The sequence below is a fragment of the Mesorhizobium sp. WSM3873 genome (assembly GCF_001672445.1).
In the GTDB taxonomy this organism is placed as follows: domain Bacteria; phylum Pseudomonadota; class Alphaproteobacteria; order Rhizobiales; family Rhizobiaceae; genus Mesorhizobium.
Genome location: NZ_LYTM01000017.1, coordinates 48,499 through 61,602, shown reverse-complemented (window position 1 = coordinate 61,602; position 13,104 = coordinate 48,499). Strand labels below are relative to the sequence as shown.

The 13,104-nt window shown below is 63.8% G+C and carries 13 protein-coding genes; 1 reads left to right on the top strand and 12 read right to left on the bottom strand.

What is annotated here, in order from left to right:
* Nucleotides 1-23 precede the first annotated feature (23 nt).
* From truB to rimP, 6 genes are all read right to left on the bottom strand, one after another.
* A complete protein-coding gene (truB, locus tag A9K71_RS14145) occupies nt 24-986 on the bottom strand; it encodes a tRNA pseudouridine(55) synthase TruB (RefSeq protein WP_066996358.1) in 963 nt (320 codons plus the stop codon).
* Nucleotides 987-1,406 (bottom strand): 30S ribosome-binding factor RbfA, encoded by a 420-nt coding sequence (gene rbfA, locus A9K71_RS14140; protein ID WP_066996355.1) that lies wholly within the window; start codon nt 1,404-1,406, stop codon nt 987-989.
* A gap of 127 nt (nt 1,407-1,533) precedes the next feature.
* A complete protein-coding gene (gene infB, locus A9K71_RS14135; RefSeq protein ID WP_066996352.1) occupies nt 1,534-4,101 on the bottom strand; it encodes a translation initiation factor IF-2 in 2,568 nt (855 codons plus the stop codon).
* Nucleotides 4,098-4,748 (bottom strand): RNA-binding protein, encoded by a 651-nt coding sequence (locus A9K71_RS14130; RefSeq protein ID WP_082980511.1) that lies wholly within the window; start codon nt 4,746-4,748, stop codon nt 4,098-4,100. Before A9K71_RS14130 ends, infB begins: the two co-directional genes overlap by 4 nt.
* A 32-nt stretch (nt 4,749-4,780) precedes the next feature.
* Nucleotides 4,781-6,373 (bottom strand): transcription termination factor NusA, encoded by a 1,593-nt coding sequence (gene nusA / locus A9K71_RS14125; protein ID WP_066996346.1) that lies wholly within the window; start codon nt 6,371-6,373, stop codon nt 4,781-4,783.
* 45 nt (nt 6,374-6,418) lie between these two features.
* Nucleotides 6,419-7,054 (bottom strand): ribosome maturation factor RimP, encoded by a 636-nt coding sequence (rimP, locus tag A9K71_RS14120; protein WP_066996344.1) that lies wholly within the window; start codon nt 7,052-7,054, stop codon nt 6,419-6,421.
* A 232-nt stretch (nt 7,055-7,286) separates the two neighbouring features.
* On the opposite strand from rimP, the gene A9K71_RS14115 reads away from it, so the two are divergent.
* Nucleotides 7,287-7,502: a hypothetical protein gene (locus A9K71_RS14115; protein ID WP_066996340.1), complete on the top strand. Its 216-nt coding sequence runs from the start codon at nt 7,287-7,289 to the stop codon at nt 7,500-7,502.
* A gap of 101 nt (nt 7,503-7,603) precedes the next feature.
* Here A9K71_RS14115 and A9K71_RS14110 read toward each other — a convergent pair whose 3' ends face one another.
* The 6 genes from A9K71_RS14110 to lnt form a co-directional block, all read right to left on the bottom strand.
* Nucleotides 7,604-8,113: a GNAT family N-acetyltransferase gene (locus tag A9K71_RS14110; RefSeq protein WP_066996337.1), complete on the bottom strand. Its 510-nt coding sequence runs from the start codon at nt 8,111-8,113 to the stop codon at nt 7,604-7,606.
* A 3-nt stretch (nt 8,114-8,116) separates the two neighbouring features.
* Nucleotides 8,117-8,416 carry a DUF1778 domain-containing protein gene (locus tag A9K71_RS14105; protein ID WP_066996334.1) on the bottom strand — a complete coding sequence of 100 codons (300 nt, stop codon included), beginning with the start codon at nt 8,414-8,416 and terminating at the stop codon, nt 8,117-8,119.
* Between the two features lie 171 nt (nt 8,417-8,587).
* Nucleotides 8,588-9,289 carry a tRNA (guanosine(46)-N(7))-methyltransferase TrmB gene (locus A9K71_RS14100; protein WP_066996331.1) on the bottom strand — a complete coding sequence of 234 codons (702 nt, stop codon included), beginning with the start codon at nt 9,287-9,289 and terminating at the stop codon, nt 8,588-8,590.
* Nucleotides 9,290-9,309: 20 nt separating this feature from the next.
* Nucleotides 9,310-10,587 carry a methionine adenosyltransferase gene (gene metK, locus A9K71_RS14095; RefSeq protein WP_066996328.1) on the bottom strand — a complete coding sequence of 426 codons (1,278 nt, stop codon included), beginning with the start codon at nt 10,585-10,587 and terminating at the stop codon, nt 9,310-9,312.
* A 167-nt stretch (nt 10,588-10,754) separates the two neighbouring features.
* Complete coding sequence (locus tag A9K71_RS14090) at nt 10,755-11,177, bottom strand: helix-turn-helix transcriptional regulator (RefSeq protein WP_066996325.1); 423 nt, start codon at nt 11,175-11,177, stop codon at nt 10,755-10,757.
* Between the two features lie 139 nt (nt 11,178-11,316).
* Complete coding sequence (lnt, locus tag A9K71_RS14085; protein WP_066996322.1) at nt 11,317-12,906, bottom strand: apolipoprotein N-acyltransferase; 1,590 nt, start codon at nt 12,904-12,906, stop codon at nt 11,317-11,319.
* Between the last annotated feature and the right edge of the window lie 198 nt (nt 12,907-13,104).

Sequence of the window (13,104 nt, the reverse complement as noted above, 5' to 3'; positions counted from 1 at the left end):
GAGCCGAAACTAGCCGAGTGCCGTCAACCGGCAAAGACCCGCTTGGGCTTGAACATGCCCTGTTCGATGGCGCCGATGGCGACGAGCTTGCCGCGCGCCGTGGCACAGGCCTCCTCGGCCTCGACCGGCGCGTCGCGCCCTCGAATGATGACGGGATTGCCGAGGCGGATCTTGGTCGCGGCGTCGTCGCTGACGGCGACCTGCGGCAAGCAGTCAAGTGCTGCGGCGGTCTCGACCAGCAGCGCATCGATGGCGCCGAAATCGACCGACACCTCGGCTTCTTCGTCCGAATTCTCATCCGTCTTGCCGCCGAAGCGCGCCGCTTCGAGCTCGGCGACGGTGACGAAATCGTCCGCCGTGAACGGCTCGACCTCGACGCGGCGCAACTCGGAGATGTGGCCGAAGCAGCCCAGATCGCGACCCATGTCGCGCGCCAGCGAGCGCACATAGGTGCCCTTGCCGCACTCGACCACGAAGACGGTTCTATCGACACCATGCTCGACGATGTCCAAACGGCCGATTTCGATCTCGCGGGCGGGAATGTCGACCGTCTCGCCGTCGCGGGCAAGATCGTAGGCGCGCTCGCCGGCAATCTTGACGGCAGAAAATTGCGGCGGCGTCTGCATGATGACGCCGGTGTATTTCGGCAGCAGCGCCCGCACCTCGGCCTCGGCCGGGCGGCGGTCCGAGCTGTTCGTCACCGGCCCTTCGAGGTCGTCGGTCGACCGCTCCTCGCCCCAGGCGACGGTGAAGCGGTAGACCTTGGCGCCATCCTGCACGTAAGGCACGGTCTTGGTCGCCTCGCCGAGCGCGATCGGCAGCATGCCGGAAGCCAACGGGTCGAGCGTGCCGGCATGGCCGGCCTTCTCCGCTTGGAACAGCCATTTGATCTTGGAGACGGCTTCGGTCGAGCCCATGCCGACCGGCTTGTCCAGCACCACCCAGCCGGAGACCGGCCGGCCCTTTTTCTTGCCGCGGCGCGCCACCTATTCCTCGTCCTTGTCGTTGTTTTTATTCTGGTGGTCGAGATCGCGCGCGACCTCGGGCGATTTCAGCAATTCGTTGATCCTGGCGAAATTGTCGAAAGACGTATCGAGCCGGAAGCGAAACTCGGGCATGTACTTCATCTGCCTGAGCGCGCCCGAGACGCGGCCGCGAATGAATTTCGCATGCCTGTTGAGCGCCCCGACCACGGCATCGGTGTCGCCGACACCAAGCGGTGAAACGAAGGCGGTGGCGATCTTGAGGTCGGGCGACATGCGTACTTCCGAGACCGAGACGACGCTGTTCTCGATCAACGGGTCGATGATTTCGCCGCGCTGCAGGGTCTCGGATAGGGCGTGACGCACCTGCTCGCCGACGCGCAGCATGCGCTGGGAGGGGCCTGATGTTGTCGAACGGGACATTTTTCTTCAGTCCTGAAATCGTGAAGCGCGGGATGGGACCGCGCCACATGTCTCAACTACGAAACAAGGATCTCGGGCGGCAGCCTTGCGGCCGCCGCCCGGTGAACTCCGGCAAGTATATCCGAAATTAGAGCGTCCGGCTCACCATCTCGACGCGGAAGCACTCGATGACATCGCCGACGCGCATGTCCTCGTAGTTCTGGAAGGCCATGCCGCATTCCTGACCGCCCGGCACTTCCGAAACCTCGTCCTTGAAGCGCTTCAGCGTTTTCAGCGTGCCTTCGTGGACGACGACGTTGTCGCGGATCAGGCGCACGCCCGCGCCACGCTCGACCTTGCCTTCGGTGACGCGGCAGCCGGCGATCTTGCCGACCTTCGAGATGTCGAAGATCTCGAGGATCTCGGCATTGCCGATGAAGGTCTCGCGCCGCTCGGGCGAGAGCATGCCGGAAAGAGCTGCCTTCACGTCATCGACGAGGTTGTAGATGATCGAATAGTAGCGGATCTCGATGCCGGCAGCGGCAGCAGCCGTGCGCGCCTGCGCATTGGCGCGGACGTTGAAGCCGATGATCGCAGCGCCCGAGGTCTCGGCAAGCGAGACGTCGGTTTCTGTGATGCCGCCGGCACCCGAATGGACGATCCGTACCCTGACCTCGTCGTTGCCGAGCTTTTCGAGCGCAGCGTTGATCGCTTCGATCGAGCCCTGCACGTCGCCCTTGATGACCAGCGGAAACTCCTTCAGCCCGCTCGCTTGCAACTGCGACATCATCTGCTCGAGCGAGCCGCGCTGGCCGGCATGCTTGGCCACCGCCTTCTCGCGCGCCAGGCGCTGGCGATACTCGGTGATCTCACGCGCACGCGCCTCGTTGTTGACGACCGCGAAGCGGTCGCCTGCCTGCGGCGTGCCCTGGAGGCCGAGCACCTCGACCGGCATTGCCGGCGGCGCTTCCGGCACATGCTCGCCGCGATCGTTGACCAGCGCGCGGACACGGCCCCATTCGTTGCCGGCGACGATGATGTCGCCGGGCATCAGCGTGCCGGTCTGCACCAGCACGGTGGCGACCGGACCGCGGCCCTTGTCCAGCTGCGCCTCGATGACCGCGCCTTCGGCGGTGCGGTCGGGATTGGCCTTGAGGTCGAGGACTTCGGCTTGCAGCAGAATCGCTTCCAGCAGCTTGTCGAGATTGGTGCCCTTGGTCGCCGAAACCTCGACGTCCAGCACCTCACCGCCCATCGATTCCACGAACACTTCGTGGCGCAGCAGTTCAGTGCGCACCTTCTGCGGGTCGGCGTCACGCTTATCGATCTTGTTGATCGCCACGATGATCGGCACGCCGGCCGCCTTGGCGTGATTGATCGATTCGATCGTCTGCGGCATGACGCTGTCGTCGGCCGCCACCACCAGCACGGCGATGTCGGTCACCTGGGCGCCGCGAGCGCGCATCGCCGTGAAGGCGGCGTGGCCGGGCGTGTCGATGAAGGTGATCTTCTGACCGTTCTTCTCGATCTGGTAGGCGCCGATATGCTGGGTGATGCCGCCGGCCTCGCCTGAGACGACATTGGCGTTGCGGATGGCGTCGAGCAGCGAGGTCTTGCCGTGGTCGACATGGCCCATGATGGTCACCACGGGCGGACGCGACACCAGGTCTTCCGGGCGGTCGGCGATGTTGAACAGGCCTTCCTCGATGTCGGACTCGGCGACGCGGCGGACCGTATGGCCGAATTCGGAAGCGACCAGCTCGGCCGTATCGGCGTCGATGACGTCGCCCGGCTTCAAGATCTGGCCCTGCTTCATGAAGAACTTGACCACGTCCACGGCGCGCTCGGACATGCGCTGCGCCAGTTCCTGGATGGTGATGGTTTCGGGCAGGATCACTTCGCGCATGACTTTCTCGCGCGGCTCGTTGTGCATCGCGCGCTTGAATTTTTCCTGGCGGCGGCGCATCGACGACAGCGAGCGGCCGCGCGCATCTTCATCCGACAGCGCGGTGTTCAGCGTCAGCTTGCCGCGGCGACGGTCTTCCTCGCCCTTGGTCGGCTTGGCCGGCCGCGCGACTTCCGGCGTGACTAGACGGCGCACAGGCGCTCCGGCGCCGGCACCACCAGGGCGCCGCGGCTTGACCTCCTCTTCCTCGTCGGCCGTGGCCAGCTCGGCGGCTTGCGGGGCGCGGCGGCGCGCTTCTTCCTCGGCGCGGCGGCGGGACTCGGCCTCGGTTTGCAGACGTGCCTCTTCTTCGGCCTGACGGCGGGCGGACTCCTCACGCTCGCGCTTGCGGCGCTCTTCCTCCTCGGCGCGGCGCTTGGCCTCTTCCTGGGCGCGCTGACGATCCTCGATCTCACGCGCCTTGGAGCCTTCGAGCGCCCTGCGGCGCGCTTCCATCTCGCCGCGCGACAACTCGTTCAGCACCATTCCGGAGCGTTCCGGCTGCGGCGGCGCCTTCGGCGCTTCCGGCACGGCAGGCGCGGGTGCCGCGGCTGCGGGCTTCGGGGTGAAGACGGACGGCGCCACCGGCTCCGGCTTGTCGCCGGGCAGCGAAAACTTGCGCTTCTTGGTCTCGACCACGACCGACTTGGTGCGTCCGTGCGAGAAATTCTGGCGCACGGTGCCCTGCTCGAGGCCAGGGCGCTTCAGCGTCAAGGTCTTCTTCGGCGTAACGCTCAACGTCTTGTCGTCGCCCGATTTCGTATCGCTCATTCCATATCCTCTGCGGCATCATCATCGTCAGCAACGGCCGCAAGCATTGCCAAATCGTCCGGGGTTCCGCCCCGATAACGGTCGAGCGCAACCATGCGCTTCTCAACCGCCTTACCCGCATCCTGCGCGAGGACGGCAGCATGTATCACATTTGTACCCCCCAATGCCAAGCTCAACTCGGCTTCGGGGAAAAGTTTGTAGGCCGGTGTAGCGGGGCCGCCAAGATGAACGGTTGCCCGCCGCGCCTGACTGATCTTGCGCACGCCGTCGTCCGAGGCTTCCTTCGCGTGCAGCACGAAGAGCGCCTGCCCGTCGCGCACGGCAGCCTCTACCTTGGCGGCGCCCAGTACGACCGCTCCGGCCTTGCGAGCAAGACCCAACATGCCCAGGGCGGATCTGGAAAGCAGCCCGTCGACCATGTCGCCGAGTTCGGCTGGAACGGTGACCTGCGCCTTGAAGGCGCGGGCAAACAGGTTCTTCGCCGCTGCCTTGTCGATATGTAGGCGATCGGCGGTGACCCAGCAACCGCGGCCGGGCAGATTTCGCTTGATGTCCGGAACGACGGCCGAATCCGGGCCGACGACGAAGCGGATCAGTTCATCCGCTTCGGCCTGCCTGCGCGTGACGATGCAAGTGCGATCGTTCATCTCGTCCACGGGTTTTGCGATTGGTGGTCACCTCACGCACCGACGGTTTCACCGGCCGCTTCCTCAGCGGCCAGTTCTTCCTCGGAAATCCAGCCGGCCTTCTTGCGAGCGGTCAGCACCATCTGCTCGGCATCGGCGCGCGAGACGCCGTGATCGGCGAGCACACCGGGATAGACCTTGGTCTCGCCGTCCTTGCGTTCCTTCCAGCCGATCAGGTCGTCGGCGGCATAGCCGGCGAAGTCCTCGATCGTCTTCACGCCGTCCTCGCCGAGGGTCACCATCATGGCCGTGGTGATGCCGGGGATCTCGCGCAGCTCGTCCTCGACGCCGAGCGCCTTGCGCTTCTCGTCGTGCTCGGCCTCGATCTTCTCCAGATATTCGCGGGCGCGCGACTGGATTTCCGAAGCGGTGTCCTCGTCGAAGCCGTCGATCGAGGAGATTTCGCCAGAATCGACATAGGCGACTTCCTCGACGCTGGTGAAGCCTTCCGAGGCAAGCACCTGGCCGACCATCTCGTCGACATCGAGGGCTTCCATGAAGAGGGCCGAACGCTCGACGAATTCCTTCTGGCGGCGCTCGCTCTCTTCCTGCTCGGTCAGGATATCGATGTCCCAGCCGGTGAGCTGCGAGGCAAGGCGAACATTCTGGCCGCGGCGGCCGATGGCCAGCGACAGCTGGTCGTCCGGCACGACCACCTCGATGCGCTCGGCATCCTCGTCGAGCACCACCTTGGCGACTTCCGCCGGCTGCAGCGCGTTGACGATGAAGGAAGCGGCCGAAGGCGACCACGGAATGATGTCGATCTTCTCGCCCTGCAATTCGCCGACCACCGCCTGGACGCGACTGCCGCGCATGCCGACGCAGGCGCCGACCGGATCGATGGAGGAATCCCGCGAGATGACGGCGATCTTGGCGCGCGAGCCCGGATCGCGGGCGACCGACTTGATCTCGATGATGCCGTCGTAGATCTCCGGCACTTCCATGGTGAAGAGCTTGGCCATGAACTGCGGATGCGTGCGCGACAGGAAGATTTGCGGGCCGCGCTGCTCGCGGCGCACGTCGTAGACATAGGCGCGGACGCGGTCGCCATATTTGTAGTTCTCGCGCGGGATCAGCTCGTCGCGCCGGATGATCGCCTCGCCGCGGCCGAGGTCGACGATGACGTTGCCATATTCGACGCGTTTGACGGTGCCGTTGACGATCTCGCCAATACGGTCCTTGTACTCGTCATACTGACGATCGCGCTCGGCCTCGCGCACCTTCTGGACGATGACCTGCTTGGCCGACTGCGCGGCGATGCGGCCGAAATCCATCGGCGGCAGCTGTTCGGCGATGAAGTCGCCGAGCTGGGCGTCGGGATTGCGCTCGCGCGCCGTGGAAAGGGCGATCTGCGTCGCGTAATCCTCGACCTTCTCGACCACTTCCATCAGCCGCTGCAGCTTCATCTCGCCCGTATTGGGATTGATGTCGGCACGGATATTGGTTTCCTGCCCATAACGCGAACGCGCCGCCTTCTGGATCGCATCGGCCATCGCGGCGATGACGATCTGCTTATCGATCGACTTTTCACGCGCGACCGCATCGGCGATCTGCAGCAGTTCGAGCCTGTTGGCGCTTACAACCATTGTCTTTCTCCCGACTTCGCTCCGGGCATCGGCCCTGAAGCTCGATCAACTTTCCTGTTCGGTTTCGTTTTCTTCGCCGGCGATTGCATCTTCTTCCGCTTCGCCCCGGCGTTTTTTTGCTTCCTTGCGGACCCTGTTGTCCTTCGACAGGGCCTCGCGGATAAGATCGTCGGTCAGCACCAGGCGCGCCTCGGCAATCGCGTCATAGGGCACGCGTATCGTCGGCTCTTCGCCATAGGCCGCCTTGTCGCGCTCCAGCAAGATGCCGTCGGAGTCCGCCTCGGCGATCTTGCCTTTGAAGCGCTTGCGGTCGCCGATGAGGACCGACGTCTCCATCTTGACCAGATGGCCGGTCCAGGTGGTGAAATCCGATTTGCGCACCAGCGGCCGGTCGATGCCCGGCGACGAGACTTCGAGATGATACGCCTTTTCGATCGGATCTTCGACATCGAGCGCGGGCGAGACCGCGCGGCTGACCTCTTCGCAATCCTCGACGGTCATGGTGCCGTCGTCGCGCTCGGCCATGATTTGCAGCGTCAGCCCGTTCTGGCCGGTCAGTTGCACCCGCACGAGGCGGAAGCCGATGGCCTTCAGCACCGGCTGTATGATCAGCGCAATGCGTGCATCGATACCGCTTTCGCGGATGATACGGTCGTCGGCCTCGCTTGCCGCTGCGGTCATAAGTTTCCTGTCGCCTTTTCGCTCCGGCCGGCAGGTAACAAAAAAGAGCGGGACCGGGTGGACCCACTCTTCGTCATACCGACCAAGAATTTGAGGCTGATATAAACGATCCCGCCCGGCGTTTCAAGCCTGACGATGCATCGGACAAGCCCCGGGGGGTAGCAGCGTTGCGTGCCGAGCATGGCGGCTATGCGCCGGCGCCTCTGTAATCTTCGCCTGCCGGCACCCATCTATGTTGCAGTGCAGAAAGAAAGGTCGCGCGCACTGGCGCGCGAAGGTATTTGTCATGGACCGTGGATTGTTTTTTGTGATTGGCGATTTTCTTGGCACGTTCGGCAGCGCGGCTGCCGCATCGCGGGCCGTCGAGGCGAACCGCAAGCCGCGCCGCAGCGACCTGAAGAAACTCGGCATCGACCCGGCCGCTTTCGACAAGCTCGGCCGCTTTTAGGCCGCCCACGGAAGAAACGGACAATAACTGAGTACGAGCTTAAGCCTCGAGGCGCAGAATTCGTTGGCGGTCGCGGCTTCTTCGAGAGGCAGCCCTCGCCCCTACTTCTGAGCTTCTACGAGCGACGCAGCGATTGCAGCAATCGAACGGAACAAGACAAGCGGATCGTCCTTAGTCGGCAGAAATCCCCGTCTTTGCCAGAATTGCGCCGCCTCCCCGTCGATTGCATTGACCATGAGCGCACGTCCTCCAATCAGATCTGCAGCCTGAACGCAGCGCTGAAGCGCGTGCTTCAGCAAGCCAGTGCCGACACCGCGCCCAGCCCATTCTGTATCGGTCGCAAGCTGGCCAAGGAGAAGACAGGGCACCGGATCGGGCGGTTGCCCTGTGCGAATCGACCGGGGCAAGATCGACGGCACCACAGCCGTCGGCGCCAAGCCATAATATCCGACCACTCGGCCGACCTCGTGGACAACGAGAACGGCCGTGAAGCCTTTCTCCTGATTGGAGAGCGCGCGCGTTTTCAGCCAGTGATCAAGTGTAGGTTTCCCGCAGGAAAACCCGGAAACGTCGTGAGCTGCGCCAAGCGGTTCGGGAGCCGATAAGGCCACGGCCTAGCGCTTTGCTGCGTAACCGGCTTCCCAGGGCGCGGGCCGCTTTGCCAATTCCACCATGTCGGGAACCGGAGCGACCGGGGCTGACAGAACCTCCATAAACTCCGCGAAGCCTTCCGGGCTCATGCGGATAAGGCGGCTGTCCATCAACACATCTTCGGCCGCGCGCACGGCAGCATCGCGCACGAAATCCGTGCGGGACCGGCCGCGGAGAGCGGCGGCACGATCAATGATCGCCACGTCCGCCTCCGGAAGGCGCATCGAGATCGGGTATTCCTTACGTTCGACCGTGGCGGCCATAATTATCTCCCTGCCGTTAATATGGCAGCATGTAGCGCGAACTGCAATACATGAATCATCCCAGGCCGGCCGCAAGCCGGGTTCTCTGCGACCGGGAAGACCACTTTGCAAGCGATCGCCCGCTGCTGAGCGGCTGGTTACCGGTTCCTGGGAAGTTAGTGCTCGGTCGGCCTACTTCCGGATAAAGGTCAGATAGGCGGGCCGCCTTCCCGCGCGAAGGGCCTTCGCCTCGTAGCGAGTGCCGGGCCATCCCTCATAGGGCGTGTGCCAGTCGGCAGCCTCGTTTGCCTGCCAGGCGAAACTGCCATTGGCGCTGCAGGCGAGCAGCGTCCAGTTCACATAGCTGTCGATATCGGAGGCGAAGCGGAATCTCCCGCCCGGCTTCAGCACCCGGGCGAACCGGTCGAGATTGGCGGGGCTGACAAAGCGCCGCTTCCAGTGCTTCTTCTTCGGCCAGGGATCGGGATAGAGCAGGTCGATGCCGTCGAGCGAGGCTGGCGGCAGCCAGTCGAGCAGACGCGTGGCGTCGTCGTCATAGACTTTCAGATTGGCGAGCGGGCGCTTGTCGAGCGCCGTCATCATCTTGGCCATGCCGTTGACGAAGGGCTCGACGCCGATGAAACCGGTCGCCGGAGCCTCCGTCGCGCGATGCAGAAGATGTTCGCCGCCGCCGAAGCCGATCTCGAGCCAACAGGCTGAAACGTCCGCCTTGAACAGCGTTCCAAGGTCCGCGGGTGCCTCCGCCGTCAGGTCGAGGCGATAGGCGCGCAAGCCACGTTCAAGCGCCTCGGCCTGCTGCGGACGAATGGTCTTGCCGTGCCGGCGGCCGAAAAATCCTTCGGTCGCGCGGCTTGGCCTGTTGGTTGGCTCCATGAACAGGTCTGGCGACGCCGTCAGGCGGCAATCGCATCGGCAACCGCGTCCTTGAGCGCCTTGGCAAGGTCCGTCTTCTCCCAGGAGAAGGAACCGTCCCGGCCGGCCTTGCGGCCGAAATGGCCATAGGACGAGGTTTTCGCGTAGATCGGCTTGTTGAGGTCGAGATGACGGCGGATGCCGGAAGGCGAGAGGTCCATCACCTTGCGCAGCGCCTCCTCGAGCCTGGCCTCGTCGACCCTGCCGGTGCCGTGCAGGTCAACATAGACCGACAGGGGCTGGGCGACGCCGATGGCGTAGGAAAGCTGGATGGTGCAGCGGTCGGCGAGCTTGGCCGCTACCACGTTCTTGGCGAGATAGCGCGCCGCATAAGCAGCCGAACGGTCGACCTTGGTGGTGTCCTTGCCGGAGAAGGCGCCGCCGCCATGGGGCGCAGCACCGCCATAGGTATCGACGATGATCTTGCGGCCGGTCAGGCCGGCATCGCCGTCGGGCCCGCCGATCACGAACTTGCCGGTCGGGTTGATGTACCAGTTGCAGTCGTCGGCGACCTTGAGTTCGCCAAGCGCCTCGCGGACGTAAGGCTCGACGACATTGCGGACCTTCTTCGAATCCCAGCTCGAGTCGAGGTGCTGGGTGGAAAGCACGATCTGCGTCACTTCCGCCGCCTTGCCGTTGGCATAGCGCACGGTGACCTGGCTCTTGGCGTCCGGGCCGAGCTTGGCGGCCTCGCCGTTGCCTTCGTGGCGCGCGGCGGCAAGCAATTCGAGGATCTTGTGGCTGTAGTAGATCGGCGCCGGCATCAGGTCCGGCGTCTCGCGGCAGGCATAGCCGAACATGATGCCCTGGTCGCCCGCGCCTTCCTCGCCCTGGCGGTCGGCGGCATTGTCGACGCCCTGGCCAATGTCCGGCGACTGGCCGTGCAGCAGCACCTCGATCTTGGCCGTCCTCCAGTGGAAGCCAGCCTGCTCGTAGCCGATCTCACGGATGGCCTTGCGGGCGACCGATTTGAACTTGGTCGGATTGACGACCGGGTGGCCCGCCGCATCCTTGAGGATGTTGCCTGCCTTGTCCTTCTTCAGCAGCGTCTCGGGAACCCTGACCTCGCCGGCGATGACGACGCGGTTGGTGGTGGCCAGCGTCTCGCAGGCAACGCGCACCTTCCACGGGTCCATGCCCGTCTTCCTGGCCTCGCGATAGACGAGATCGACGATCTCGTCGGAGATACGGTCACAGACTTTGTCGGGATGGCCTTCGGAGACGGATTCCGAGGTGAAGAGATAGTTCTGCCGCGTCACGGGTGTCCCCTCTTGAAAAGGATCGGCAAGGCTGCCGATTTTGGCGCGCCACGTGTTAGCGGTGCCGGGCGCCGCTCGTCAAGCGGCGCGACAGATCTGGCATGACTATCGGCACAATCAACTTGTGCCACCGGCGGCAGGGCACCGCCGGCGACATGAGCCTGGATTCACTCGGCGTCGTCCGGCGAAAGGGACTTCACAAGATCGATAATCCGGCGCCGCACCTTGACGTCGGGAATCTTGACGAAGGCACGATTGAGCTGAAGCCCTTCCGGGCTGCCGCAGAATTCGATCGCGAAAGTCATCGAGGCATCCTCGGCAAATCCCCGATTGCCGGCGACCGCCTCCTGACCCGGGGCGTCCTCGAAGAAGAAGGCGACAGGGACGCTCAGGATGGAGGCGATTGCCTGCAGGCGGCTGGCGCCGACCCTGTTGGTCCCCTTTTCGTACTTCTGTATCTGCTGAAACGTGATGCCGAGATTTTCACCCAGCTTTTCCTGGCTCATTCCAAGCATATTGCGACGCAGCCGAATACGACTGCCGACATGAATGTCGATCGGATTCGGCTTCTTCTTGTTCTCTTCTGTCATTTTTTCCTCGCCGAATTTTTCCGGCTTTTTCTATTTTTGCCGCCCAAACGAAACCGGAGCCACCTGCCCCAACAGACCCCTCCAACCGACTTCGAGAAAATTTTAGGCGTTACAGTATGAGTTTCTAATGTGCCGACTGTCAATTCACCCGTAGCCGCTGCCTTACATTCAATGTGAGGGCCGCGAGGGCAAACAGCAACATGATCAGCAATCCGTTAATTCGCCGCTGATCGGCGGTTAGCAGGGCGCGCCCGGAAACCGGCACATGCGCGTCGATGGCGCCGCGCGCATCGACTGCCAGGGCATCGACGATGCGCCCACGCGAATCGACAACGGCGGAGATGCCGTTGTTGGCCGCACGCAACAAAGGCACTCCATTCTCCACCGCACGAATCTGCGCCTGCCTGAAGTGCTGGTAGGGGCCTGGCGTGTCGCCAAACCAGGCGTCGTTGGTGACGTTCACAATAAGCTCGGATGACGCTGCATCGATGGCAACGAGGTCAGGAAAGATGACCTCGTAACAGATGAACGGAACGGCGCGCAGGCCGTTCGGCACCGCGATCGGATGGCGTTCGTTGCCGGCGGCGAAATTCATCGGTCCGGCAACGAGCTGACCTATGCCGAAACGCTCGAACAGGCCGGCAAAAGGCAGATATTCGCCGAACGGCACCAGATGCACCTTGTCGACAGCATCGACGATCTCGCCCTTGTCGTTGATCGCCACCACGGAGTTGTAGTAACGGCTGCCGGCATTGCCTGCGCCACCCTCCTCGCGCACCACGCCGGCGATCAGCATCTGGCCGTCGCCCAGCATATCGCCCAAGGCCGTCAGCGCGTCCGGTCGCTCCGTGAACAGGAACGGCACGGAGGTTTCCGGCCACAGGATCAGTTGCGGCTTGGCATGGCCTTGCTCCGGTGCCTTCGCCGAAATCCCCATCAGCGTGGCGAAGATGCGGTCGCGCACCGAGGCATCCCATTTCTCGGTGAGGTCGACGGCGGGCTGAACGATGCGCACGTCGATCGAGCGGGTGGCCGGCGGGGCTGGGACGGCAAGCCTGAAATAGCCGAAGCCGACGTGAGCGGCAACGAGAGCGACGAACAAGGCCAAGCCCAGCCTGAGATGCCGGCGCGCCGCGACAAGCGCCGGCAGGGAAAAGACAAAAACGGCGAGCGCGTTCATGCCGATCATGCCCGTCACCGACACGCTTTGCATCAGGAGGGGCACCGGCATTGCGGCATAGCCGACGGCATTCCAGGGAAAGCCGGTGAACAGGAAATCGCGCAGCCATTCGGCAAGGCCGAAGCCGAAGGCAAGTGCGGCGATGCGGCCGATATCACTGCTCCAGCAAAGCCGCGCCACGAGCGTCGCGAAACCATAGAAGAAGGCGAGCCCAAAGGGGATGCCGACGACGGCGAAGGGCAGCGCCCAGGCGAAGCTGTCGGCCTCGACAAGAAGGGCCTGGCCGATCCACCAGAGGCCGGCGAGGAAATAGCCGAAGCCGAACCACCATCCGATGGCGAAAGCCGGGCGAAGGCGACGCAGCCAGCCGTCGGAGGCTTCACCGGTGGCGCCGTCGAGCAGCCAGACAAGCACCGGAAACGAGACGAAACAGACGGCGAAGAAATCGTAAGGTGCCTGGGCGAGAACCGCGAGCGCTCCCGCGACAAACGCTACCAGCGACCGCCGCCACCCCCACAGCAGAATTATCCGGCCGGCAAAGCGCTGCATTCAACTTTCCAAGTCGCGCGAATCAGGCAGCCAGAGATTTAACAGGCCGAGCCGGATGCTCCAAACATGAGTGAGCGCAACCAAATTCACGGTCGCGCTAACGGTGCCACCCTTCAATGCTGAGGCCGCTCAGTCGCTCGGCCTCCTCTTTGGGCACAATGCGCACGGTCTGTGTGGTCATCGATCGGCATGAGCGAA